This is a genomic window from Bradyrhizobium sp. LjRoot220 (assembly GCF_964252915.1).
In the GTDB taxonomy this organism is placed as follows: domain Bacteria; phylum Pseudomonadota; class Alphaproteobacteria; order Rhizobiales; family Xanthobacteraceae; genus Bradyrhizobium.
In genome coordinates, this window is sequence record NZ_CAXUPS020000001.1 from 644,461 (window position 1) to 668,748 (window position 24,288).

Below are 24,288 nucleotides of genomic sequence, written 5' to 3' on the forward strand. Positions count from 1 at the left end.
GTTCGAGATCGACGAGGACACGCCGTTCGAATTCACGACGGCGCAGTTGCTCGGCAACGACAGCGATCTCGACGGCGACAGTATCATCTTCCAGTCATTGTCGCGGAGCGCCAATGGCGGACGTATCATCGAGCTGCCCGGTGGACGCTGGCAGTTCGTTCCGAACGAAAACCTCAGTGGTCCGGTCAGCTTCAGCTATACCGTCACTGATGGGCGCAAGACCTCGACCGGAACCGTGACGTTCGATATCGCCGCGGTCAACGATGCACCGATCGCCAATCCCGACGGGGCAGGGACGGGCAATGATCCCGAGGGCGTCTTCAGGACGAAACAGGACCAGGCGCTCGTTATCGACTTCGCCGCGCTGATCGCCAACGATCGCGACGTCGAAGGCGACAGCTTCGAGATCGTCGAGATCTTCGACGGCGATCAAGGCTCGGTCGTTCGCGTCGGCAACACGGCCGTCTTCACGCCGGATGCCGGTTACATCGGCGATGCCGGCTTCCACTACCGCGTCACCGACAGCCACGGCGCCACCAGCGTCGGCTATGTGACGCTGCTTGTTGCGCCGGACGTTCCGCTGCCGATCCCGGTGTCCGATATCGGTTTCGAAGTGCTGGAGGACGGCTTTATCGACATCGATCCGGCTGCTCTGATGGCGAACGACTATGCGCCCGAGGGGTCGACGCTGACGTTTGTCGGCATCGAAGGCGCCGAGCTGCTTGCAAATGGCAAGTATCGCGTCACGCCGGCTGCCGACTTCAACGGCGAGCTTGTGCTGCATTACTCGATCAAGAACGAGCAGGACTTCGCGGTCTCGACGACCGTCACGATCAACGTCCTGGCGGTCGCCGACGCGCCGGTGGCGCGCCCCGACCAGCTGGAAATCAGCGAAGGCGCGCCGCTGACGCTGTTTGCCAGCCAGTTGCTTGCCAATGACAGCGATGCCGACAAGCAGGCCTTCGTCCTCACCCGGATCGTGAACGCCTCGGGCGTGACCGTCACGGATCTCGGCTTCGGCCAGCTCCGGATCACGCCGGATGCCGATTTCAACGGACCGGCCTGGTTCGACTATGAAATCGAGGACAGCACCGGCCTCAGCGCGACGACACGCGTCAACATCATCGTGTCGCCGCTCAACGACGCACCGGTGATATCAGCCGTTCCGGTGCTCAAGGGAACCGAGGATCAGCATTTCATCGCGAGCCTGCCGGCAGGTTTCGTCACCGACGTGGATGGCGACGCCTTGTTGGTCGAAGTGCGGGGCAAGGATGGCACCGCGCTGCCGTCCTGGCTGCAATACGACCATCAGACAAGGACGCTGAGCGGGAATCCGCCCGCAAACTTCAACGGCGCAATCCAACTCGAAATCGCCGCGTCAGATGGAACGGCACAGACCATCCGGGAGCTTCTGGTTTCGATTGCGCCGGTCAGCGACGCGCCTGCTGTCGTGAGCCCCATCAGCGATGTTGAAGTCGACGAGGATCAGGCGTTCTCGATCCCGCTCCCGATGGATGCGTTCACTGACGCCGATGGCGATGCCTTGACCTTTACGGTGGCGCTCGCCGACGGCTCACCGCTGCCGTCCTGGATTTCCGTGTCCAGCGGTCACCTCGTCGGAACGGCGCCGGAAAACTTCAACGGCGAACTCGGGATTGCCGTCACGGCCAGCGATGGCTCGCAGTCGGTCACCGGCAATTTCCGGCTGACCGTCCGGCCGACCAACGATGCACCGGTGCTGGTCCGACTGCTCGAGGACCAGACGGGCCGCCAGGGCGAACCCATCGATGTGGCGCTCGACACAACGGCGTTTGCCGACATCGACGGCGACACGCTGACGTTTACCGCGCGCCTCGCCGACGGAAGTCCGCTGCCCTCCTGGCTCAGTTTCGACGGCGTGCGTTTCACCGGCACGCCGCCGATGGACCATGTCGGAGATATCGATATCGAGGTTTCGGCCAGCGACGGCTCGCTGTCGGTGAGCGATACCTTCCGCCTGGTCGTCACGCCGGCCAATGACCCGCCGGTGCTGGCAACGCCGTTGGCCGACGTGGTCTTGCCAAGGAACGTCGCCGTCTCGATCACGATTCCGGCCGGCAGCTTCACGGATGCCGACGGCGATCCATTGGCCTTGACGGCGACACTTGCCGACGGAAATCCGTTGCCCGCCTGGCTCAGCTTCGACGGCGTTCGCTTCACCGGCACACCGCCGACCAATTACAGCGGTGTGATCGATATATCAGTGACGGCCAGCGACGGCGTGCTCTCGGCCAGCGACGTCTTCCGCCTCACGATCCCGGCGGTGAACAACGCGCCGGTGGTTTCGATCCCGCTGACTGATGTCAGCTTCGCAGAAGACTCCGCCGTATCGATCACGATCCCGGCCGGCAGCTTCAGCGATGTGAACGGCAACCCGCTGACCTATACAGCGAAGCTCTCCAACGGCGCCGTGCTGCCGTCCTGGCTGAGCTTCGACGGTACGCAGTTCACCGGCACGCCGCCGGCGAATTTCAACGGCGCGCTCAGTATCAGGGTCACAGCCAGCGACGGCGCATTGTCGGCGAACGACATCTTCGTGCTGACCATCACGCCGGTGAACGACGCGCCGGTGCTGGCCGTGCCGCTGTCCGACGTGACCACGGCGGAAGATGCCGCGGTGTCGATCACGATCCCGACCGGCCGCTTCACCGACGTCGACAATACGCTGAGCTATTTGGCGACGCTGGAGGACGGCAGTGCACTGCCATCCTGGCTCACCCTCACTGGAACCAGATTCACGGGCACGCCGCCGGCAAACTTCAACGGCGCGATCGATATCAAGGTCACCGCCAGCGACGGCACGCTCTCGGCCAGCGATGTCTTCAGGCTGACGATCTCGCCAGTGAACGACAGGCCGGTGCTGACCGCGATACTGCCCGACGTGAGTTTTGCGGAGGACACCCCGGTTTCGATTCCGATCCCGGCCGGCACCTTCACGGATGCCGAAGGCACGCCGCTGACCTATTCCGCGACGCTCTCCACCGGTGCGGCACTACCGTCCTGGCTGAGTTTCGACGGCACGCAGTTCACCGGCACGCCGCCGGCGAATTTCAACGGCGTGATCAATCTCAAGGTGACGGCAAGCGATGGCACCCTGACGGCAAGCGACACCTTCGTGTTGACCATCACGGCGGTGAACGACGCGCCGGTGCTGGCCGTGCCGCTGTCCGACGTGACCACGGCGGAAGATGCCGCCGTGTCGATCTCGATCCCGGCCGGCCGTTTCACCGACCCTGACAACACGCTGACCTATTCGGCGACGCTTGAGGACGGCAGCGCACTGCCAGCCTGGCTCACGCTCACCGGAACCAGGTTCACCGGCACGCCGCCGGCGAACTTCAACGGTGAGATCGACATCAGGGTCACCGCCAGCGACGGCACGCTCTCGGCCAGCGACGTGTTCCGCCTGACGATCTCGCCGGTGAACGACAGGCCGGTGCTGACCGCGGTGCTATCAGACGTGACATTTGTGGAGGATACCCCGGTTTCGATTCCGGTCCCGGCCGGCACCTTCACGGATGCCGAAGGCACGCCGCTGACCTATGCGGCGGCGCTCTCCACCGGCGGCGCGCTGCCGTCCTGGCTGAGCTTCGACGGTACGCAGTTCACGGGCACGCCACCGGCGAATTTCAATGGCGTGATCAACCTCAGGGTCACGGCGAGCGACGGCTCGCTGACGGTGAGCGACACCTTCGCACTGACCATCACGGCGGTGAACGACGCGCCGGTCGTGGCCGTGCCGCTGTCCGACGTGACATCGGCGGAAGATGTTGCCGTGTCGGTTACGATCCCGGTCGGCCGCTTCACCGACCCTGACAACACGCTGACCTATTCGGCGACGCTTGAGGACGGCACGGCACTGCCGTCCTGGCTCACGCTCACGGGAACCAGGTTCACCGGCACGCCGCCGGCGAACTTCAACGGGGCGATCGACATCGCAGTGACCGCCAGCGACGGCACACTCTCGGCAACCGACGTCTTCCGCCTGACGATCTCATCGGTGAACGACAGGCCGGTGCTGACCGCGGTGCTGCCAGACGTGACATTCGAAGAGGATACCCCGGTTTCGATCACGATCCCGGCCGGCAGCTTCACGGACGCCGACGGCACGCCGCTGACCTACACGGCGACGCTCTACACCGGCGCCGCGCTGCCGTCCTGGCTGAGCTTCGACGGTACGCAGTTCACCGGCACGCCGCCGGCGAACTTCAAGGGCGCGATCGACATCAAGGTGACCGCCAGCGACGGTTCGCTCACGGTGGCCGATACCTTCCGGCTGACCATCACGCCGGTGAATGACGCGCCGGCGGTAGCCGTGCCGCTATCGGACGTCACTTCGGCGGAAGATGCCGCCGTGTCGGTCACGATCCCGGGCGGCCGCTTCATCGATGTTGATGGCAATCCGCTGACCTATACGGCCAGATTGGCGGGCGGCGATCCGTTGCCCAGCTGGCTCACCTTCAGTGGCATCAGGTTCACGGGCACGCCACCCCTGAACTTCAACGGTGCGCTCGACCTCGAGGTTACGGTCAGCGACGGCACGCTCACCGCAAGCGATGTGTTCCGCTTGACGATCGCGCCTGTCAACGACAAGCCCGTCGCCGCCATCGACGGTCCGCTCGCCGTCACCAACGGCGATACCTTGGATATCGCGCGTGAATCCCTGCTTGCCAACGACAGCGACCTCGACGGCGACACGTTGACTATCGTCTCAGTCGGCGCAGCGCCAAAGGGAACCGTGGTCCTCGACACCGATGGTATCCATTACACGCCGGACTTTGGCTATGAAGGTGCCGACAGTTTCACCTACGTCATCAGCGACGGCGTGGCGACGGCGACCAGCACGGTCCAGCTCACCGTCTCGAGCGCCTTCCAGGGCTGGGTCCAGGGAACGACCGGCGTTGATACGCTGGTTGGCAGCAATGGTGCCCCGAACAGCATCTATGGGGGCAATAGCAACGACAATATCACCGGAGGCGACGATGCCGATCGTCTTGCCGGGGGCGCCGGCAACGACACCCTCAATGGCAACGACGGAGATGACGCGTTCTGGGGCATGACCGGCAACGACATGCTCAACGGCGGCAATGGCACGGACACCGCCCATTACAACGGCGTCGGATCGACCTACTCGATCGTGACGACCGACGGCACCATCCAGGTCACCGACAACCAGACGACGGCGAACGGCAACGATGGGGTCGATACGCTCTCCAGCATCGAGAAGCTTATCTTCCGCAACGGCGAGACCATAACCCTCGCGGCGCCGATCATCCTCGATCTGGATGGCATGGGCGTCGAGACGAGGACCGCCGCCCAATCCTCCGCCATGTTCGATATCGACGGCGACGGGATTGCCAACGACACCAGCTGGATCGGTGCAACGGAAGCCTTCCTGTTCCTCGACCGCGACGGCAATGGGACGGTGAGCGGCATCAGAGAGCTGAGCTTCATCGATGACGTAGCAGGCGCCCACTCCGATCTTGAGGGCCTGCGTGCCTTCGACAGCAACGGGGACGATCTCCTCTCGGCCAACGATATCAGGTTCTCGGACTTCCGGATGTGGCAGGACCGCAATGGCGACGGCATCGCCCAGAGCGCGGAGGTTCTGTCCCTGCTGCAAGCTAATGTGCGCTCGATCAACCTCGTGGCATCAGCGACGGAAGCTGAATGGGAATTTGGCAGCACGGCGATCGTCAATCGCGGGCTTTACACCCGCACCGACGGCACCAGAATGGAGTATGTCGATGCCGCGCTGACCCACGCGTCCGCTCCGCAGCCGGAGGCCGCGGGCCTTGCGGGCTTCCCGACCGAAACACCGCCCGTCGGGGGCATGGCTTCGGCACTCGAAACCCTGGCCGCAGGCCTTCCGGATTCGATCGGCGATTGGCTTGGGCAATCCACACACGCGCTTACGGATGCCGGCGCTGGCGACAATGGCTCGACGACCGCCGGGTACGTCGGCGCCCAAAGCGCGCATCCGCCCACCGCAGGCGGTGCGGACCAGCTGCTCGCGCTGATGCGGCAGGATATGTCCGCGTTCGGTTCCAAGGTCGGTGACGCCGATCTCAACTGGCGCAAGGCCGAAACGTCGCGGCCGATGGACTTCTTTGCCTGATGACGCAAAGGACGAACCGCAATCGCAGAGCCGCAGAAACGCTTGTTGGTTTCAGCGGCGGCGGGGTGCGCCAAATGCGTGACCGCCCGGCTTACTGGTTCGGATTTCTGGCCTTGACTGCGATTGCCGCCGCGGCCGTGCGGTTCTCGACGCCGAGCTTCGAATAAATCTGTTCGAGGTGCTTGTCGACGGTCCGATGCGAGAGGCCCAGGATCTGCGCGATGTCGCGGTTGGTCTTGCCCTTTGACAGCCAGGACAGGACTTCGCCCTCACGCGTGGTGAGCCCAAGCTCGCTGGAAAATTCCGCCGGCGTATCGGCACCGGAATCCTTGGCGAGCCGCAGCAGGAATTCGTTCGGGCCAAGGTTGCCCATATATTGCAGCCTGAGCAGTTCATGGCCGGGAAACGCCACCGTCCATGACGCCTTCGATCCGGCCTTGCCCTTTTGCGCCTGTTCCAGCCATTGCGGCATCGGATCGGGCAGCACGAAGTCATCATCATCGGCGTCAGCGCTCAGCGTATCCGCCAATAGTTTCTGCGCCTGCGGCGTCGCCCACATCACCTTGCCATGGCTGTTCACCGCGAGCAGATAGCGGCCGGAGACGTCGAGCGCGGCGCGGGCGCTCTGCGTCAGCCGCGCGTTGGCGAGGTGCACCCGAATCCGCGCCAGCATTTCCTCGATCGCGATCGGCTTTGTCACATAGTCGACGCCGCCGGCCTCCAGGCCGCGAACGATGTGTTCGGTTTCCGCGAGGCCCGTCATGAAAATGATGGGAACGTTGACGAGGCCCGCATCGCGCTTCAGCCGCCTGCAGGTCTCAAAACCGTCGATGCCGGGCATCACCGCATCGAGCAGCACGATATCGGGCGTGATCTGATCGACGATCCGCATCGCCGAAGCGCCGTCGAGCGCGACCATGACGGTCATGCCGGCACCATCCAGCGCGTCGGTGAGCAGCCGCAGCGTCTCCGGGGAGTCATCGACGACGAGGGCGACGTCGCGCTTTTTGGGATCAATGATCATAGCTGTGCAGCGCCTTCAGGGTCGCCATATATTGATCGAGATCGAAGCGGTCGATCAATGAGCGCATTTGCGCGATGAAGTCGGCGTGCTCGGGACAATCGTTGCCGATTTCGTCGAGCTTGAGCTGGATGGCGCGGATGTAGCCCAACTGGCCAAGGCCGATCAGTTCTTCGACATGCTGCACCGATGGCCGCGAACCGGTCTCGGGCTTCCATCCCGGAACGACAATTTGATCGGCTTCGTATTCCCAGTCGAGCTTGAGCAGCTGGCGAATGGTTTCCAACAGCTTGGGAATGTCGATCGGCTTCATCAGATAACCGTCGTGGAATGGCTGCGCCAGCGGCGTGCCGTGCGCTTCCAGCGCACTCGCCGACACCATCAGGATGCGGGCCTGATGATGTCCGCTCGCGCGCAGCGTTTCCGCGACCGTCCAACCGTCCATGCCGGCCATCGAGATGTCGAGCAGAAAAAGATCGGGCCGGCAATGCTGGGCCAGCGCCAGACAGCCGGGGCCGTCGGGCGCGCTGAGCAGGATGAAGCCGAGCGGCGTCAAGACCTCGCGCAGGAGATCGCGATGGGTCGGATCGTCGTCGGTGATCAGGATCGTCTTGCGCGGGCCGTGATAGCCGAAGATGGGAGCTCCGACCGGAGCGATCCGGGTCGGGTTGGTGACCTCGGACAGCAGGATCTTCATGCGGAAGTTGCTGCCGGTCCCGACCGTGCTGGACACCTTGATGTCGCCGCCCATGACGCCGGCGAGCAACCGGCTGATGGTCAGGCCAAGGCCGGTCCCGGTCTGCGGTTGTGACACGCCGAGCGCGCCGCGTTCGAACGGCGCGAAAATGCGTTCGAGGTCGTCAGCCTGAATGCCAGGGCCAGTGTCGATCACCTCGAATTCCGCCACCGGGCTGCGGTAATGCACCACGAACTGCACGCTGCCGGCCTGGGTGAACTTGATCGCGTTCGACAACAGATTGATCAGGATCTGGCGCAAGCGCTTCTCGTCGGCAAATACCACCACCGGCAGCACAGCCGGCCGCTTGAACACGAAATCGATGCCCTTGGCCGCCGCCTGCAGGCGAAACATGCCGACCAGCTGATCGAGAAAATCGCTCAACCGGACCTCGTCCCGCGACAGGTAAAGCCGGCCGGCCTCGATCTTGGAGATGTCGAGAATGCCGTCGATCAGCCCGGACAGGTGATCGGCACTGCGGCGGACCACGCGCACCTGATCGCGCGGTTTTGTCTGCAGGCTGGAATCCTGTTCCAGCAATTGGGCGTAGCCGCTGATGGCGTTGAGCGGCGAGCGCAGCTCGTGGCTCAGGCCAACGACATAACGGCTCTTCGCCAGATTGGCGGACTCGGCAACCTCCTTGGCGCGCTGCAGTTCCGCGTCGGTGCGCTTGTGCGCGTCGATCTCCTGGATCAACAGCGTGGTCTGCCGCCTGGTTTCCGCCTCTGCCGCGCGGCGGCTTTGCTGCGCCAGCACGAACAGCCACGCCACCACGCCGATGATGATCGAAAGTGCGAAGAACACCTTCCACAGCACATCGGATAGCTGGAGGTCGTCGACCGGAATCGTCGCTGATGTCTGCAGATAAATCAGCGCGAGCGTCAGCCCGACCAATCCTGCGGAAACCACGAATACGCCGAGATAATGCCCAAACTGGGAGTTGATCCGGGCGTAGATCGGTTCGGGCAGTATCTTGCCCAGCGTGTCCGATATCTGCGCCTGAATCCGCGCATGTGGCTTGCAGAGATCCTGGCAGCGCGCGTCCAGCGAACAGCACAGCGAGCAGATCGGGCCGGCATAGGCCGGGCAGGAGGCCATGTCCTCGGGCTCGAACGAATGCTCGCAGATACAGCACTGGATGGCTTCGAGGTTCTGCCAGCTCCGCTTCGGCTTGCGCGCGATGTAGTACTTGCCGTCGGTCGCCCACGCGATCAGCGGCGCGGTGACAAAGGCGACCGCGAGCGCGACGAAAGCCGACAGCGCCTTCGGCGTCGGTCCGAACAGGCCGTAGAACGCACTGATGGAAACGATGGTAGCGATCGTCATCGCGCCGACACCGACCGGGTTGATGTCGTAGAGATGCGCGCGCTTGAATTCGATGTGCTGCGGACGCAAACCGAGCGGCTTGTTGACGACGAGGTCGGCGACCAGCGCACCAACCCAGGCAATCGCGACGTTGGAATAGAGCGCCAGCGTCTGCTCCAGCGCCTTGTAGACGCCGATCTCCATCAGCAGCAGCGCGACCAGCACGTTGAATACCAGCCAGACCACGCGGCCGGGATGGCTATGGGTCAGCCGCGAAAAGAAATTCGACCAGGCGATCGAGCCGGCATAGGCGTTGGTGACGTTGATCTTGATCTGCGAGAGAATGACGAAGGTGCCGGTCAGTGCCAGCACCAGGTCGGGCTGCGAGAGCACGTAACGGAATGCTTCGAGATACATATGCGCGGGCTCGGCGGCGTGCTCGCTGGAGACACCGTGACTGAGCGCGAAGTAGGCGAGGAATGAACCCAGCAGCAGTTTGAGCGCGCCAAAGATGATCCAGCCCGGGCCGGCGCTCAGCAGGGCGATCCACCATGACGTCCGCGAGGTGCGGCGGTCGCGCGGCAGAAACCGCAGGAAGTCGACCTGCTCGCCGATCTGGGCCACCAGCGAAAATACCACCGAGGCGGCGGTTCCGAACAGCAGCAGATCGAGATGGCCGCCGACGTCGCCATGTTCGCCGGCGAATTTCCGCCACTCCGTGAACGACTGCGGGTTGGCGTAGGCGATCGCGACAAAGGGGATGATGTGCAGGATGATCCAGATCGGCTGCGTCCACAGCTGGAAGCGGCTGATCAGGGTGATGCCGTGGGTCACCAGGGGAATGATGACGATGGCGCTGATGAGGTAACCGATCGGGCGCGGGACGCCGAAGCACATCTCGAGCGCGGTGGCGAGAATGACCGCCTCGATGGCGAAGAAAATGAAGGTGAAGGAGGCATAGATCAGCGACGTGATTGTCGAGCCGATATAGCCGAAGCCGGCGCCGCGGGTCAGAAGGTCGATGTCGATGCCGCATTTGGCGGCGTGATAGGCAATCGGCAGTCCGCAACAGAAGATGATGACGCTGACGACCAGAATGGCGGCGACCGCGTTGGTCGCGCCGTAGTTCAGCGTAATGGTGCCCCCGATCGCTTCCAGAGCGAGGAAGGAGATGGCGCCCAATGCCGTGTTGGCGACGCGGGCGGCGGACCATCGCCGCGCGCTTTTGGCGGTGAAGCGCAGCGCGTAGTCTTCCAGCGTCTGGTTGGCAACCCACTGATTGTACTGGCGCCTGACGCGGTCTATGCGCTGCCGCCCTGCCACTTTGTTGCTCCTGACCGCTGACGACTGAGCCCTTCGGGGCTGCTGATTAATCGTTGCAAATTACGTACCGCAAACTTCGTACCAAAACCTACGTCGCTATTTTGCGGTGCAGTATACGCAATCTTGCGTATCTGTGCAGTGCACAAAACTGAGCATCCTTGCCTCACCAATAAGCGCGTTCTCGAACAAAATGGGGTGCTGATGTCAGACGAAATCAAACGGGGCCTGCAGTCCCCGCTTCGCCGCAAGCTGCTGATGGGAATGGCGGCCTTGCCTGCCATTTCAATGCTTCCTCGCCCGTCTTTCGGCGCCGGGCCGGCAACTTCCGTGGTCAATACGACCGGACTCGCCGTTACCGACACGGAAGTGACGGTTGGTATCCTGCATTCGGCCACCGGCACGATGGCGATCTCCGAAACCGGTTCGATTCAGGCCGAAAAGCTCGCCATCGAGCAGATCAACGCCATGGGCGGTGTGCTTGGCCGCAAGATCAAGATCATCCAGGAAGACGGCGCCAGCGACTGGCCGACTTTCGCAGAGAAGGCCAAGAAGCTGCTGGTCAACGACAAGGTGGCCTCGATCATGGGCTGCTGGACCTCGGCGTCGCGCAAGGCAGTGCTGCCGGTGATGGAGCAGTACAACGGCATGCTCTATTACCCGACCTTCTATGAAGGGCTCGAGCAGTCCAAGAACGTGATCTACACCGGGCAGGAAGCAACCCAGCAGATTCTCGCCGGCATCGACTGGATCACCAAGGAGAAGAACGCCAAATCGTTCTACTTCATCGGCTCCGACTACATCTGGCCGCGCACCTCGAACAAGATTGCGCGCAAGCATATCGAGAATTTCCTGAAGCTGAAGGTCGTCGGCGAGGAATATTTCCCGCTCGGCCACACCCAGTTCAACTCTGTCATCAACAAGCTGAAGCTGACCAAGCCCGACGTAATCTTTACCGACGTCGTCGGCGGTTCAAATGTCGCGTTCTACAAGCAGCTCAAGGCCGCCGGCATCGACCTGTCGAAGCAGACCCTCCTGACCATCTCGGTGACCGAGGACGAGATCGACGGCATCGGCGGCGAGAACATCGCCGGCGCCTACGCCTGCATGAAATACTTCCAGTCGCTGAAGAACGAGAACAACGAAAAGTTCGTTGCCGCGTTCAAGAAGATGTGGGGCGACAAGACTGTCATCGGCGACGTGACGCAGGCCGCTTATCTCGGCCCGTGGCTGTGGAAAGCGACGGTCGAGAAGGCCGGTTCCTTCGACGTCGACAAGGTCGCGGCGGCTTCGCCCGGCATCGAGTTCAAGGGTGCGCCGGAAGGCTATGTCCGGATCCACGAAAACCATCATCTGTGGTCGAAGACCCGCGTCGGCAAGGCCAAGCTGGACGGACAGTTCGACATGGTGTTCGAGACCGCCGACCTGATCCAGCCGGATCCGTTCCCCAAGGGCTATCAATAAGGGCTCGCGGACCACTCTCGCGATTCCCAAAGGGTCTCCCTCAACAGTCTCCCTGGCGTGGACCGTCAATCCGCGCCCAACACCCCCGCGTCGCGATCCAACTAGCGACGCGGGACTTCCCCGACGGAGAAAGTCAGATGTTCGGCGACTATTCGATTGGCGATCTGGGCTCCATTTTCGTCATGCAGGGCTTTGCGGGCCTGATCCTTTTTTCCGTCTATGTGCTGATGGCGCTCGGGCTTGCCATCATCTTCGGCCAGATGGGCGTCATCAACATGGCCCATGGCGAGTTCATGATCCTCGGCGCCTATGTCACCTGGCTGACCTCCAGCGCCTTTCAGCACTATCTGCCGGCGCTGTTTCCCGGCTACTTCTTCCTCGCCATGGTGCTAGCCTTCATTGCCTCCGGCGCGCTCGGCATGCTGGTCGAATGGGGGCTGATACGCCACCTCTACAAGCGCCCGCTGGATACGCTGCTGGCGACCTGGGGCCTCAGCCTCATCCTGCAGCAGACCTATCGCTCGATTTTCGGCGCGCGCGAAGTCGGCGTCGAGCTGCCGCAATGGATGCTCGGCTCCAAACAGATCACCGACACGATCGAAGTCCCGATCAACGGCATCTTCGTGATGTGTCTTACCCTGCTGATCACGGTCGCGGTGGCCTGGATCATGTACAAGTCGCGCTGGGGCCGCCAGGTCCGCGCTGTTGTGCAGAACCGCATCATGGCCGGCGCGGTCGGCATTAACACCGAGAAGGTCGACCGCTACACCTTCGGCCTCGGCTGCGGCATCGCCGGAGTTGCCGGCAGCGCCTTCACCATGATCGGCTCGACCGGGCCGACCTCCGGCCAACTCTACATCGTCGATACCTTCCTCGTGGTCGTGTTCGGCGGCGCCGCCAGCCTGATCGGCACCATCGCATCGGCCTTCAGCATCTCGCAGACGCAGTCGACGCTCGAATTCTTCATGTCGGGGTCGATGGCAAAGGTGCTGACGCTGCTCGCCATTGTCGGAATTCTGATGCTGCGGCCGCAGGGGCTGTTCGCCCTCAAGGTCCGCAAATAACAAAAAGCAGGCACGGTCATGATCATCAACTCACGCTTTTTCAATCGATCCGAGCTCATCGGCTTCGTTGCGCTGGCTGCCCTGCTGTTCGTGATCCTGCCGCTCTCGCTGGATGTGTTTCGCCTCAACCTGGTCGCCAAATACCTGACCTACGCCTTCGTCGGGATCGGGCTGGTGCTGTGCTGGGGCTATGGTGGCATTCTCAGCCTGGGGCAGGGGGTGTTCTTCGGCCTCGGCGGCTACTGCATGGCGATGTTCCTCAAGCTCGAGGCATCGAGCCCGGAAAACACCAAGATTCAGTCCACCCCCGGCATCCCCGATTTCATGGACTGGAACCAGATCACCTCGCTGCCGCTGTTCTGGCAGCCGTTCCACAGTCTCACCCTTACCATTCTCGCCATCATCCTGGTGCCCGGCCTGTTCGCGCTGATCATCGGCACCGCGATGTTCAAGCGCCGCGTCGGCGGCACCTATTTCGCGATCATTACGCAAGCCATCGCGGCCATCCTGACCATTCTGATCGTCGGGCAGCAGGGCTATACCGGCGGCATCAACGGCATGACCGATCTGCGCACCCTGAAGGGGTGGGACATCCGGCCGGATCATGCCAAGGTCTTGCTCTACTTCTTTGAAGTGCTCCTGCTGTTCGGCTGCATCCTGCTCGCGCATTTCATCCGGCTGACCAAGCTCGGCCGCATCCTGGTGGCGATGCGCGAACAGGAAGACCGCGTCCGCTTCTCCGGCTACAGCGTCGCCAACTTCAAGATCTTCGCCTTCTGCATGGCCGCGATCTTCGCCGCGATCGGCGGCGCCATGTTCGCGCTCAATGTCGGTTTCATGTCGCCGTCCTTTGTCGGCATCGTGCCGTCGATCGAGATGGTGATCTACACGGCGGTCGGCGGACGGATGTCGATCTTCGGCGCGGTATGGGGTTCACTGCTGGTGAACTTCGCCAAGACCAGCCTGTCGGAATCCTTCCCGCAGCTCTGGCTGTTCGGCCTCGGCGGACTGTTCATCGCGGTGGTGCTGGCGTTCCCGAACGGCCTGTCCGGGATCTGGGCGGATTACGTCCAGCCGCGCATCGATCGGCTGTTGGCGTGGCGCAAGCCAAAACCCGTCAAGGCGTGGACCGACAATTCCGTGGCCGACGGCGCCCCGGCGGAGTGAGGAGATAGGTCATGCTGATTGGTCACCCCGGTGCCGATGCCACCCTGGCGGAATGAGGAGATAGATTATGCTCATCGGTCATCAACCCAAGGAATTCCTGCTCGCGGTCGAGGCGCTCACGGTGTCCTTTGACGGCTTCAAGGCGGTCAACGATCTCTCCTTCTATGTCGAGGAGAACGAGATCCGGGTCATCATCGGCCCCAACGGCGCCGGCAAGACCACGGTGCTCGATCTGATCTGCGGCAAGACCAAGGCGACGTCGGGTTCGATCCAGTTTCGTGGTCAGGAATTGACCCGGATGAAAGAGAACCAGATCGTGCAGACCGGCGTCGGCCGCAAGTTCCAGACGCCATCGGTGTTCGTCGATCTAACGGTGTTCGAGAACCTGGAGATTTCCTACCCGCGCGGCCGCACCGTGTTCGGCTCGCTCGCGTTCCAGCGCGACGCCGCGGTGCGCGACCGCGTCGAGGAAGTCGCCGAGATGATTTTCCTGAAGGATCGCCTCGATACTTATGCCGACGAGCTCAGCCACGGCCAGAAACAATGGCTCGAGATCGGCATGCTGCTGATCCAGGACCCGGACCTGCTGATGCTCGACGAGCCGGTGGCCGGCATGAGCGTCAGCGAGCGCGCCAAGACCGCCGAACTGCTCAACCGCATCATCAAGGGCCGGTCGGTGCTGGTGATCGAGCACGACATGAAGTTCGTCGAGGATATCGCCCACAAGGTCACGGTGCTGCACCAGGGCCAGATCCTGTCGGAAGGCACCATGGAGCACGTCAAGAACGATCCGAAGGTCATCGAAGTCTATCTGGGCCACTAGCGCATATCCCGGATAGTGGCGTCCGGTTTCCGGACAACATCATGCGCAAAGGATGAGGAGCACGTCGATGCTGGCAATTTCGGATCTGCATGTCGCCTACGGCCAGAGCGAAGTGCTGCATGGCCTCAACGTGTCGGTCGCGCCCAACGAAATCGTGGCGATCATGGGCCGCAACGGCATGGGCAAGACCACGCTGATGAAGTCGCTGATGGGCATCCTGCCGACCAGGAGCGGCTCGGTGACGATGGAAGGCGCCGAACTCAGCAAACTGCACAGCTATGAGCGCGTCGCCAGGGGCCTTGCCTACGTGCCGCAGGGCCGCATGATCTTCTCCACCATGACGGTGAAGGAGAACATCGAGACCGGTCTGGTCGTGTCCGGCGAGAAGGAGGTTCCGGGCAGCATCTATGAGCTGTTTCCGGTGCTGCTGGAAATGAAGGACCGCCGCGGCGGCAATCTGTCCGGCGGGCAGCAGCAGCAGCTCGCGATCGCGCGCGCGCTCGCCACCAAGCCGAAAGTGCTGTTGCTGGACGAGCCGACCGAAGGCATCCAGCCGTCAATCATCAAGGACATGGCGCGCACCCTGAAGCGGATTCGCGACGAGCGCGGCCTGTCGATCGTGGTCTCCGAACAGGTGCTGAGCTTTGCGCTCGATGTCGCCGACCGCGTGCTGGTCATCGAGAACGGCGAGATCGTGCGCGACGATCCGCGCGATGGCGTCGATGCCGCGCAGATCTCGAAATATCTGTCCGTGTGAATCATAACGCTTGTAAATGAAGGGGAGCTATCGATGCCAGATACACTGATCAAGGTCGATCTTTCGAAGTCGGCCTACGAAAACGACAAGATCCACAACCGCTGGCATCCCGAGATCCCGATCGTGGAATGGGTCAGCCCGGGTGATGACTTCATCATCGAGACCGTCGACTGGACCGGCGGCTTCATCAAGAACAACGATTCCGCCGATGACGTGCGCGACATCGATCTGTCGATCGTGCACTTCCTGTCCGGACCGATCGGCGTCAAGGGCGCCGAGCCCGGCGATCTCCTGGTGGTCGATCTGCTTGACGTCGGGCCGCTGAAAGAGAGCCTGTGGGGCTTCAACGGCTTCTTCTCCAAGCAGAACGGCGGCGGCTTCCTGACCGATCATTTCCCGCTGGCGCAGAAGTCGATCTGGGACATCAAGGGCCTCTATACGTCGTCGCGTCATATTCCCGGTGTCAATTTCGCCGGCCTGATCCATCCCGGCCTGATCGGCTGTCTGCCCGATCCGAAAATGCTGGCGACCTGGAATGCGCGTGAAGCCGAGCTGATCGCGTCCAACCCGACCCGTGTACCCGGACTGGCCAACCCGCCATTCGCGCCGACCACGCATGCTGGTCAGGCCAAGGGCGATGCCAAGGCCAAGATCGCCGCCGAAGGCGCCCGCACCGTGCCGCCGCGCGAACATGGCGGCAATTGCGACATCAAGGATCTGTCGCGCGGCTCGAAGATCTACTTCCCGGTCTATGTGCCCGGCGCCGGTCTTTCGATGGGCGACCTGCATTTCAGCCAGGGCGACGGCGAAATCACCTTCTGCGGCGCGATCGAAATGGCCGGCTGGCTGCATATCAAGGTCGACCTCATCAAGGACGGCGTTGCCAAATACGGCATCAAGAACCCCGTGTTCAAGCCGTCACCGATCACGCCGAACTACAAGGACTACCTGATCTTCGAGGGCATTTCGGTCGACGAGCAAGGCAAGCAGCATTATCTCGACGTGCACATCGCTTACCGGCAGGCCTGTTTGAACGCGATCGAGTATCTGAAGAAGTTCGGCTATTCCGGCGCGCAGGCCTATTCGATCCTGGGTACGGCGCCATGCCAGGGCCACATCTCCGGCGTGGTCGACGTGCCGAACGCCTGCGCCACGTTGTGGCTGCCGTCGGAGATCTTCGACTTCGACATCATGCCGTCGTCGGCGGGACCGATCAAACACATCAAGGGCGACATCCAGATGCCGCTGTCACAGGACAAGTAATCCCTGCGCGAGAGGGATGCGGGATGGCGCGTGTCTGCCGCCCCGCATCCACCGCGACGTCTGAGCTTAGTTGCGCGAGGAAACAAAAATGCCCGTCTACGAATATCTCTGCAACGATTGCGGCCCGTTCACCGACATGCGGCCGATGGCGGAATGCGACGCACCGCAGGACTGTCCGCAATGCGAAAGCGTCTCGCCGCGTGTGATCCTGACCGCGCCCGCATTCTTCTGCATGCCGTCCGACAAGCGAAAAGCCCACGCTACCAATGAGCGCAGCGCCAACGCGCCAAAGACCCTCGACCAGTACAAGGCCTCGCATGGCCCCGGCTGCGGATGCTGTTCGAGCAAGAAGCCGGCGCGGCTGGTGACCAAGACAAGAAGCGGCGCCAAGAGCTTCCCGACCGCACGGCCGTGGATGATCAGTCACTGAGCGACAGCAAGATCAGAACAGAGCAAGAGAGGCGAACCCCATGCTTCACGGCGACATTTCATCGAGCAACGACACGGTCGGCGTAGCCGTCGTCAACTACAAAATGCCGCGTCTGCACACGCACGCCGAGGTGCTCGACAACGCCCGCAAGATCGCCGACATGCTGGTGGGCATGAAGACCGGTCTGCCGGGCATGGATCTGGTGATCTTCCCGGAGTATTCCACCCACGGCATCATGTACGACTCAAAGGAGATGTACGAGACCGCCTCGCAGGTCCCGGGTCCCGAGACCGAAATCTTCGCCGCGGCCTGCCGCAAGGCCAAGGTCTGGGGCGTGTTTTCGCTCACCGGCGAGCGTCACGAGGAGCATCCGCACAAGGCGCCGTACAACACCCTGATCCTGATGAACGACAAGGGCGAGATCGTGCAGAAGTACCGCAAGATCATGCCGTGGGTGCCGATCGAAGGCTGGTATCCCGGCAATTGCACCTATGTTTCCGACGGTCCGAAGGGCCTGAAGGTCAGCCTGATCATCTGCGACGACGGCAACTTTCCGGAAATCTGGCGTGACTGCGCCATGAAGGGCGCCGAGCTGATCGTGCGCTGCCAGGGCTACATGTATCCGGCCAAGGAACAGCAGATACTGATTTCCAAGGCGATGGCCTGGGCCAACAACGTCTATGTGGCGGTCGCCAATGCCGCCGGCTTCGATGGCGTCTACTCTTATTTTGGTCACTCCGCGATCATCGGCTTCGACGGCCGCACGCTCGGCGAGACAGGCGAGGAGGAATACGGCATCCAGTATGCGCAGCTCTCGAAGACATTGATCCGCGATGCCCGCCGCACCGGCCAGTCGCAGAACCATCTCTACAAGCTGGTGCACCGCGGCTACACCGGCATGATCAATTCCGGCGAAAGCGCAAAGGGCCTGGCTGCCTGTCCCTACGATTTCTATTCGAAGTGGATCGCCGATCCCGAAGGCACGCGCGAAATGGTCGAGGCGATGACCCGCCCGACCGCGGGTACCGACGAATGTCCGATCGACGGCATTCCGAACGAGAAGTCCGCGACCAATTACTGAGGTCGGCGCCGGCGCGATCCGGTCGTCGTCAGTACAGCCCGTCCGGTAGCCTTCCTCCATGGTCTTCTCGGCCACGTCCACCGATATCGCCGCCGTCTGCTCGGCGATGATGCGGCCCAGCGTCGGGAAGCTATGGCGTCAGGCGCGAACTCGGTGCGGCGCCGCGCAGCTATCTGCGTTGGGCCGACCAGGAGATCGTGTTGCGATAATCGGGGTGATGCGCTTGCCGGGTATCAACGGCTAGATAAACCTCGCGCGTCGCGGGTCTGCACGACCTTCATGCGAAGCCCCGTCATGGCGATACCTCGCGGCTTCCAGTTTCGAGCCATTCAAGTTTTCGGGCGCAGGCGATGGCTTGATGGCAGTCGCATCAGGGCGTATCGATCCCTGGCGCTGACGGCCGACCGCGCCTTTGCGTTCGAGCGCATTTGTGGCCGAGCCGCCCGCCATGGCGCGAACCAAAACGAGGACGCGAGTAGTCATGCAGCCAGATACTGACAGCGAATCTGCCGGTGTAGAGATGCACCGGTCCATCATGATCGCTTTCTGCGATGTCCTTCGTACTACCCAGCTGCCGCCGATGACGGTCATGAGTCTCGCCGCGTCGGCGCTTGGAGCCGTCTACAAGGAAGTCGCCGATCAACATCGTTGTGATGGCGGATGCACCTGCGGCTGGAAGCCGGACCTGCGCGCGGATGTCGAGGCTCTGCAGGCAGCTCTGGCCGCGAAAGTCCAAGCTGTTCCGGCTGCGGACTTGCGCGTCATGCAGCCGATCGGACGTGCATGAGCCGTGATGCGCAATACCCATCGACCCCGGGTATGGCGGTCGGGTTCGACGCTGCTGTTCGCTGATCCCGCCGTCGGCTTCGAAAATATGATCAGTTCACGGCCGGTGCTCGTTGGTGCCCGACCGGCTCGGATTGCGCGCGCGCCGTGAGCCTGTGCACACCGGCGTGCTTGCGCCGGACGCCAAAGTGGCAAATGACGGCATCGAGGCTTTCGCCGGGCATTCGCAGCCGGCGCCCATGCTGCGCCAGCCAGGCCTCGATCGTTGCGATCGACGCCTTGCCAAGGCCGCGTATTCCCGCAAGCTCCTGCTTGGTGTGCAACGATAATATTTCAGACAAGAACGCGGCACGGTCGGCAGCGTACCGTACAACCAATGGGGCGTATGGCGTATTTGCCGCCAGCTGAATGATCCGATCCGGCAATACTGAATCAGGTTTGATAGTGATGTTCTTCGTCTTGGCCATATGAGACAGACCTTCCACGTGGTCGGCAGGCTGAATTGGATCGCTTCTAAGTCTGCTCGCAAAAAAGCACGACAGCGTCAAATGACACGGCGCGTGCCGGAGCGTGCCCTGAAGGAGGGGTTTGGAACGTTTCCAATGATGGCGCGTCGTTCGGCTTGTCGCTCCAATGACTAGGTTTTTGAGCAAGCCCGGCGAGCTGATTGGATCGCTTTCGATGGTTCTTTCAAACTGTTCTAAGCTTGGTTCGGTGCCGAGTTTTGATCGATTCAAAGGCGACGATACCTGAAGCGATCGTTCTACTGTGGCGTGAGTGGTGATAGCGATCCAGGTCCTGTCTCTCTACGACTCGTTCCTATTGTCATGTGGTGTCATCATCAATGCCAGGGACCGCGCCCCTTGACCTGAACGGTACGAGCAAACGCATGTTCCTGGCTGAGCACGAATTGACGGAACTGGTTGCCTGGCGACGCGAGCTTCACAGCAAGCCGGAATTGTCGGGGCAGGAAGAGATGACCGCGCAAGCAGTGCAGGCGCTGCTCCTCGCTACGGGTGCCGACAAAATCGTGACGGGACTTGGTGGGCATGGCCTGCTCGGGATCTACCAGGGAGATGCGCCTGGTCCGACCATCATGCTTCGCGCCGAATTGGACGGATTGCCGATTCAGGAAATTTCGGCATTGCCGTATCGCTCGTCGGTGCCAGGAAAAGCGCATCTTTGCGGTCACGATGGTCACATGACTATTTTGGCGGCCGTGGCGCGCGGTTTGGGTCGCCAACGCCCGCAACGAGGGCGCGCCGTGCTGTTGTTCCAGCCGGCGGAAGAGGATGGATCCGGCGCGGCTGCGGTCCTCGCCGACGAGAAGTTTGCGCAGATCAAGCCCGACTTTGTGTTCTCGTTGCACAACTTGCCGGGACTTCCGTTTGGGCAGGTCGCGGTCGCTGAAGGCCTGGTCAATTGCGCATCGCGGGGAATGCAGATCGCATTGTCCGGACGAACCGCACACGCCTCCAGTCCCGAACTCGGTGTTTCGCCGCAAGTAGCCATCGCGAGGCTGCTGCGCGAGATCAACGCGCTCGGACGGGGCGGCGCGCTCGACGAAGAGTTCTCAATGGTGACGGTCACCCATGCGAAGTTGGGGGAGCCGGCGTTTGGCATCTCGCCCGGCCATGCCGAGGTCTGGGCGACACTCAGGACGCTGACCGATTCGAAAATGGAGGCGCTTTGCTCGCTGGCCGAAAGCCTGGTCCGCAGCGTGGCGGCAAGCGAAGGACTAAAGGCGGAGATCAGTTATCGCGACGTGTTCCATCATTGCATGAATGACGCCGCGGCCGTCGCTCATCTCCGGAACGCGCTGGGTGCAGAAGGCGTGCCGTATTCCGGGCAAGGGCTTCCGATGCGAGGGTCGGAGGATTTTGGACGTTTCAACTATCGGTCGAAGGCCGCGATGTTTTTCCTGGGGGCGGGCACGCGGCATCCCGGTCTGCACGAGCCGGATTACGATTTCCCGGATCAATTGATCGAAGTCGGCTCGCGCGTCTTCATCCGTGCGTTACACAATTTGTTGGGATGAAATTTGTTGGGATGAGATGACGGTCGATCGCTTCGTCGGCTTCGCGCGCCGCTTGCAAATTTAGAACGCTTAAAAAATTCTCGGACGATAAATTAGAACGATTGCAAAGTTTGCAGTGTTGCTCGATCGCAACTGACGCAATCTGTTGTGCGCACGCATCATTACCTTAGATGCCTTCTACTCGCTGTTTCCACTCCTGAAGTTAGAACCCCATCGGGATCTGGCTTTGGGATTTGGGGTGGAAGTATGACATGTAAAGTTGCGGCCGGAAATATTGTGCGCGCTGTCTCGCTTGGGGCGGTGAGTTATCTCGCTCTCTCGTTGGATGTCTCGGCCGGTGCTCGGCAGGCATTCGCGCAAGGCAACCTGCCGCCCGTCACGGTGGATGCTCCGACGCAGCAGCGGGCGCGGACCGCGGTGCGGAGAACGCAAACGTCCACGTCGCGTGTTCAACGCCGCGTCGCCGCGCCGGCGCCTCGCCGCGCCGAACCGGTTCCCTATGTAACGCCTTCGACCGGAACTCTCGGTGCGCCCCCGGCGCCGTACGCAGGCGGGCAGGTTGCGACGGGCGGGAGCCTCGGACTTCTCGGCAACCGCGGCGTGATGAATACGCCCTTCAACCAGACCAACTATACGGCGCAGTTGATCCAGAACCAGCAAGCGCGCACCGTCGGCGATGTCCTGCTCAACGATCCATCGGTCCGGATGAAGACGCCCAGCGGCAACGGCATCGACGGGGCCTATGTTCGTGGTTTCTACTACGACAGCGGCGACTATTCCATGAACGGCCTCTATGGAATGGCGCCGTTCTATTCAACATCGGCCAATTACCTCGAGCGTGTCGAGGTTCTGAAGGGACCGAGTGTATTGCTCAACGGCATGCCGCCCGCAGGTGCCGTAGGAGGAAGCATCAACCTGGTAACGAAGAGCGCTCCCGACTACGACATCACGCAGCTGACCACTAGATACATATCCAAGTCTCAAGTCGGAGCGCTGGTCGATGTGGCGCGGCGCTACGGTGAGAACAAGGAGTTCGGAATCAGGTTCAATGGCGGAGGGGGAGGCGGACAGACCGCGTTTGACCGGCAGACCGGTGAGATCGGCAACGCCGTGCTCAATATGGACTACCGCGGTGAGCGTGTGCGCTTCTCCACGGATATCGGTTACCAGGCTGAAAATCTTAACCCGCCGCTGCGGTTCCTGACGTTCACCACCAGCCCGCCGTTTGCCACCACCATTCCGGTTCCAGCCTTACCGAAGCCCGGCACCAACTACATGCCGGATTGGGCGACATGGAAGCCCCGGGATGCGTTCGCGATGGCGCGTGGCGAAGTCGATCTGACCGAGTCGGTCACCGCATATGGCGCAGTTGGATACCACAGGAGCGAGATCGACTACATCTATCCATCGCCGCGCATCACGAACGCCAACGGCGCCTGGACGGCCGTCCCCTTCAATGGACGCGATGTCTATGACAATTATGCGGGCGAGGTCGGGATTCGTGCCTCGGTCGACACCGGTCCCGTCAACCATCTCGTGACGGTCAACTACTCCGCCTTCGAGCGCGACTACAGCTCGTTCGGCAGGGCAGGCGCGGTCATCAATTCAAACCTGTACAACCCGGTCGCGATCCCTTACCCGAATTTCGCCACCGTGGTGCAGAACCTGGAAAGCCAGACAAAGCTTTCCAGCGTCGGCATCGCGGATACGATGTCGATGTTCAATAACAGACTTCAGGTGATCGTTGGGGCTAGGCGACAGACGGCAGGCGCGGATAGTTTGAACCTCCTGACCAACGCGAGAACAAGCGTCGAAGTTCCGACCTGGAGTCCCGGCTACGCGGTCATCGTGAAGCCACTGGAAAACATCTCGCTCTACGCCAACTACATCGAAGGACTGAAGGCCCCGGAAGTCGTCGTCGGAGCCACGACGTACTCGAATGTCGGACAAATCCTTCCGCCCGCTCAGACCAAGCAGAAGGAGGCCGGCGTCAAGATCGACATGGGCCGGATCACCGCTACGGCGAGCGTGTTCGATATCACCAGCCCGAATGCGATCGCGGTTCCCGTTCCGGGGCGCCTGCCCGCTAGGCAATTGTCCGGAGAGCAGCGCAATAGAGGGATGGAGCTCTATGTCTTCGGTGAAGTGACGCCTGCGATCCGGGTGCTGGGTGGCGTGACTTTGATCGATGGTGAAGTGGTCAGGCAATCGACCTCGGCCGGCGCGTTGATTTTCAACTACAACGGCAAAACGCCTGTCGGTGTGTCGGCGGTCAATGTCAATTTCGGTGCCGAATGGGACACGCCTTTCCTGAACGGGCTCACGCTGACGAGTCGGGTCATCTATACCAGTGAGAGCTACGCCAACGATGCGAATACGCAGGAGTTGCCGTCATGGACGCGCGTTGACCTCGGTGCGCGCTACACCTTCCTGTCTCCCTGGAACGGCAAGCCGATCGTCATTCGCGCCAATGTCGAAAATGTCTTCAACGAGGCATACTGGAACTCCTATCGCACGGTGAGCAGCGCAGTATCCCTCGGCGCTCCGCGTACCTACTTGGTGTCGACGACGTTCAACTTCTGAACACTGTCGCCCTCATCGCCGCCAATACATGCCGTCGCGGATATCCGCGGCGGCATTTTTTTGTGCGCATGTTGTCGCTGTCAGGTTTTCGCGGAGTTGATGACAATGCGATGAAAATGGCTCGAGAACTCGTGCGCGATTTTCCAGAGCGAAAAATGTTCCGGCGTGGAAGATTAGAATTCGAAGAAATATGGATCGCGTTTGCAAATCAGGGACTTGTCCTATGCAGCTCTGCGCTGCGCGGAGGTTGTAGTTTTCGCTAACACGCCAGCTTGGAGCTATTAAAAACTTCG

15 protein-coding genes (1 of these 15 only partly in view) are annotated in these 24,288 nt (G+C 61.8%); 12 read left to right on the forward strand and 3 right to left on the reverse strand.

Annotated features, from left to right (window positions below; genetic code table 11):
* Window positions 1-6,157, forward strand: the 3' portion of a protein-coding gene (locus ACSQ84_RS02690; protein WP_436210097.1) for a tandem-95 repeat protein. Its footprint begins 26,084 nt before the window's first position; 6,157 of the gene's 32,241 nt are visible here — the last part of the coding sequence; its start codon lies off the left edge, out of view; its stop codon occupies window positions 6,155-6,157.
* Between the two features lie 91 nt (window positions 6,158-6,248).
* On the opposite strand, the gene ACSQ84_RS02695 is transcribed toward ACSQ84_RS02690, so the two are convergent.
* Window positions 6,249-7,181: a response regulator gene (locus ACSQ84_RS02695; protein WP_436210098.1), complete on the reverse strand. Its 933-nt coding sequence runs from the start codon at window positions 7,179-7,181 to the stop codon at window positions 6,249-6,251.
* The gene (locus ACSQ84_RS02700; protein ID WP_436210099.1) at window positions 7,171-10,542 is read right to left on the reverse strand and encodes a hybrid sensor histidine kinase/response regulator; all 3,372 of its coding nucleotides are present in this window, start codon (window positions 10,540-10,542) and stop codon (window positions 7,171-7,173) included. The genes ACSQ84_RS02695 and ACSQ84_RS02700 overlap by 11 nt, the downstream gene beginning before the upstream one ends.
* A gap of 201 nt (window positions 10,543-10,743) precedes the next feature.
* On the opposite strand from ACSQ84_RS02700, the gene urtA reads away from it, so the two are divergent.
* The 9 genes from urtA to ACSQ84_RS02745 all read left to right on the forward strand — a co-directional run bounded on the left by urtA (window position 10,744) and on the right by ACSQ84_RS02745 (window position 19,375).
* Window positions 10,744-12,003 (forward strand): urea ABC transporter substrate-binding protein, encoded by a 1,260-nt coding sequence (gene urtA, locus ACSQ84_RS02705; RefSeq protein ID WP_436210100.1) that lies wholly within the window; start codon window positions 10,744-10,746, stop codon window positions 12,001-12,003.
* Window positions 12,004-12,140: 137 nt separating this feature from the next.
* The gene (gene urtB / locus ACSQ84_RS02710) at window positions 12,141-13,067 is read left to right on the forward strand and encodes an urea ABC transporter permease subunit UrtB (protein WP_436210101.1); all 927 of its coding nucleotides are present in this window, start codon (window positions 12,141-12,143) and stop codon (window positions 13,065-13,067) included.
* Window positions 13,068-13,085: 18 nt separating this feature from the next.
* Window positions 13,086-14,234, forward strand: coding sequence for an urea ABC transporter permease subunit UrtC (gene urtC, locus ACSQ84_RS02715; RefSeq protein ID WP_436210102.1), 1,149 nt, complete (start codon window positions 13,086-13,088; stop codon window positions 14,232-14,234).
* A 67-nt stretch (window positions 14,235-14,301) separates the two neighbouring features.
* A complete protein-coding gene (urtD, locus tag ACSQ84_RS02720) occupies window positions 14,302-15,057 on the forward strand; it encodes an urea ABC transporter ATP-binding protein UrtD (RefSeq protein ID WP_192735046.1) in 756 nt (251 codons plus the stop codon).
* 67 nt (window positions 15,058-15,124) lie between these two features.
* Entirely contained in the window at window positions 15,125-15,814 is a 690-nt protein-coding gene (urtE, locus tag ACSQ84_RS02725) for an urea ABC transporter ATP-binding subunit UrtE (protein ID WP_436210103.1), read from the forward strand.
* Between the two features lie 33 nt (window positions 15,815-15,847).
* Window positions 15,848-17,077, forward strand: a complete 1,230-nt coding sequence (gene fmdA / locus ACSQ84_RS02730; protein WP_436210104.1) for a formamidase — start codon at window positions 15,848-15,850, stop codon at window positions 17,075-17,077.
* An 88-nt stretch (window positions 17,078-17,165) separates the two neighbouring features.
* Entirely contained in the window at window positions 17,166-17,507 is a 342-nt protein-coding gene (locus ACSQ84_RS02735) for an FmdB family zinc ribbon protein (protein WP_436210105.1), read from the forward strand.
* 40 nt (window positions 17,508-17,547) lie between these two features.
* Window positions 17,548-18,588 (forward strand): aliphatic amidase, encoded by a 1,041-nt coding sequence (locus tag ACSQ84_RS02740; protein WP_436210106.1) that lies wholly within the window; start codon window positions 17,548-17,550, stop codon window positions 18,586-18,588.
* Between the two features lie 481 nt (window positions 18,589-19,069).
* Window positions 19,070-19,375, forward strand: coding sequence for a hypothetical protein (locus ACSQ84_RS02745; RefSeq protein ID WP_436210107.1), 306 nt, complete (start codon window positions 19,070-19,072; stop codon window positions 19,373-19,375).
* Between the two features lie 91 nt (window positions 19,376-19,466).
* Here the strand turns inward: ACSQ84_RS02745 and ACSQ84_RS02750 are convergent, their stop codons facing one another.
* Window positions 19,467-19,841 carry a hypothetical protein gene (locus ACSQ84_RS02750; protein ID WP_436210108.1) on the reverse strand — a complete coding sequence of 125 codons (375 nt, stop codon included), beginning with the start codon at window positions 19,839-19,841 and terminating at the stop codon, window positions 19,467-19,469.
* Between the two features lie 422 nt (window positions 19,842-20,263).
* On the opposite strand from ACSQ84_RS02750, the gene ACSQ84_RS02755 reads away from it, so the two are divergent.
* Window positions 20,264-21,412, forward strand: coding sequence for an amidohydrolase (locus ACSQ84_RS02755; RefSeq protein ID WP_436210109.1), 1,149 nt, complete (start codon window positions 20,264-20,266; stop codon window positions 21,410-21,412).
* Between the two features lie 246 nt (window positions 21,413-21,658).
* Window positions 21,659-23,995, forward strand: coding sequence for a TonB-dependent receptor (locus tag ACSQ84_RS02760; protein ID WP_436211155.1), 2,337 nt, complete (start codon window positions 21,659-21,661; stop codon window positions 23,993-23,995).
* The last annotated feature ends 293 nt before the right edge of the window (window positions 23,996-24,288 follow it).

What these genes read in the sequence shown, in the direction of transcription:
- ACSQ84_RS02695 (WP_436210098.1), bottom strand. Translation starts at nt 7,181, where the DNA reads ATGATCATTGATCCCAAAAAGCGCGACGTCGCCCTCGTCGTCGATGAC.
- urtA (WP_436210100.1), top strand. Translation starts at nt 10,744, where the DNA reads ATGTCAGACGAAATCAAACGGGGCCTGCAGTCCCCGCTTCGCCGCAAG.
- urtB (WP_436210101.1), top strand. Translation starts at nt 12,141, where the DNA reads ATGTTCGGCGACTATTCGATTGGCGATCTGGGCTCCATTTTCGTCATG.
- urtC (WP_436210102.1), top strand. Translation starts at nt 13,086, where the DNA reads ATGATCATCAACTCACGCTTTTTCAATCGATCCGAGCTCATCGGCTTC.
- urtD (WP_192735046.1), top strand. Translation starts at nt 14,302, where the DNA reads ATGCTCATCGGTCATCAACCCAAGGAATTCCTGCTCGCGGTCGAGGCG.
- urtE (WP_436210103.1), top strand. Translation starts at nt 15,125, where the DNA reads ATGCTGGCAATTTCGGATCTGCATGTCGCCTACGGCCAGAGCGAAGTG.
- fmdA (WP_436210104.1), top strand. Translation starts at nt 15,848, where the DNA reads ATGCCAGATACACTGATCAAGGTCGATCTTTCGAAGTCGGCCTACGAA.
- ACSQ84_RS02735 (WP_436210105.1), top strand. Translation starts at nt 17,166, where the DNA reads ATGCCCGTCTACGAATATCTCTGCAACGATTGCGGCCCGTTCACCGAC.
- ACSQ84_RS02740 (WP_436210106.1), top strand. Translation starts at nt 17,548, where the DNA reads ATGCTTCACGGCGACATTTCATCGAGCAACGACACGGTCGGCGTAGCC.
- ACSQ84_RS02745 (WP_436210107.1), top strand. Translation starts at nt 19,070, where the DNA reads ATGCAGCCAGATACTGACAGCGAATCTGCCGGTGTAGAGATGCACCGG.
- ACSQ84_RS02750 (WP_436210108.1), bottom strand. Translation starts at nt 19,841, where the DNA reads ATGGCCAAGACGAAGAACATCACTATCAAACCTGATTCAGTATTGCCG.
- ACSQ84_RS02755 (WP_436210109.1), top strand. Translation starts at nt 20,264, where the DNA reads ATGTTCCTGGCTGAGCACGAATTGACGGAACTGGTTGCCTGGCGACGC.
- ACSQ84_RS02760 (WP_436211155.1), top strand. Translation starts at nt 21,659, where the DNA reads ATGACATGTAAAGTTGCGGCCGGAAATATTGTGCGCGCTGTCTCGCTT.